This window comes from Hyphomonas polymorpha PS728 (assembly GCF_000685315.1).
GTDB lineage: Bacteria > Pseudomonadota > Alphaproteobacteria > Caulobacterales > Hyphomonadaceae > Hyphomonas > Hyphomonas polymorpha.
Window position 1 is genome coordinate 1 of sequence record NZ_ARYM01000058.1, and the last position, 1,204, is coordinate 1,204.

Here is a 1,204-nt window from a genome sequence, read left to right on the forward strand (position 1 = left end):
GGTAATCCTCCCAGAAATTAATCGACTTGAAAACTGGACTTCTCCGGCGTTGATTATCGACGGAGACGAGAATGAAGAAATCGAGATTTACCGAGCCCCAGATCCTTGCGATCCTGAAACAGGGCGAGAGCGGCGTGCCTGTGCCTGATCTCTGCCGCGAGCATGGGATCAGCAACGCAACCTATTACAACTGGCGCAGCAAGTATGGCGGCATGGACGCCTCGCTGATGTCTGAGATGAAAGCGATGGCGGATGAGAACCGCCGGCTCAAGAAGATGTATGCCGAACTGGCGATGCAGAACGAGCTGCTGAAAGATGCTCTCGGAAAAAAGTAACTCGGCCATCTCAAAGACGAGAGATGGCCAGAGAGGCTGTTCGGAAGAAGGGGGTGCCTGTGGCGCTGGCGTGCCGCACCTTTGGCATCAGCGAGACCTGCTATCGGTATGAAGCGAAGCTGTCGAATGAGAATGCCGAAATCGCGGACTGGCTGGTCAGGCTCGCGGCCTCGGATACGACCCGGCGCTGGGGCTTTGGTCTGTGCTACCTGTTTCTGCGCAATGTGAAGGGCTTCCCGTGGAACCATAAGCGCGTTCGCCGCATCTATTGCGAACTGGAGCTGAACCTGCGGATCAAGCCGAAGAAGCGGCTAGTTCGGGAAGTTCCTGAGCCTCTGGCCGTTCCGGAGCGGCCGAATGAAATGTGGTCGATGGACTTTATGGCGGACCAGCTCAGTGACGGGCGATCCTTCCGGACACTGAACGTTCTTGATGACTTCAACCGTGAAGGCCTTGCCATTGAGGTCGACTTCTCACTACCGGCGGCCCGCGTGGTGCGGACACTCAACCAGATCATCGAATGGCGCGGAAAGCCGATGGGCATTCGCGTCGACAACGGCCCCGAAAATGTCAGCGCCGCACTGCAAACCTGGGCGGCAAAGCGTGGCATCGGGATCTTTTACATCCAGCCCGGCAAGCCGCAGCAGAATGCCTATGTCGAGCGCTACAATCGGACGGTCCGCCAGGAATGGCTCGGCCAGTTCATCTTCAACACGATCGAGGAGGTCAAGGAACACGCCACCCGGTGGCTATGGTCTTACAACAACCAGCGCCCGAACATGGGTATCGGCGGCATCACCCCCGCCATGAAACTCAAACTTGCCGCGTGAAGTCCAGCAATCCGGTCGCTTAAAAATGGGATGATTACC

Annotated in this window: 1 protein-coding gene; it reads left to right on the forward strand. The window is 57.2% G+C overall.

Going from position 1 to position 1,204, the window contains the following annotated elements:
* Nucleotides 1-71: 71 nt before the first annotated feature.
* Nucleotides 72-1,165, forward strand: a protein-coding gene (locus HPO_RS19355) for an IS3 family transposase (protein ID WP_157532939.1) whose coding sequence is annotated in 2 segments (ribosomal slippage) — nucleotides 72-333 and nucleotides 333-1,165 — 1,095 coding nt in all. Because the reading frame shifts where the segments join, the coding sequence is not laid out codon by codon here.
* Nucleotides 1,166-1,204: the final 39 nt, after the last annotated feature.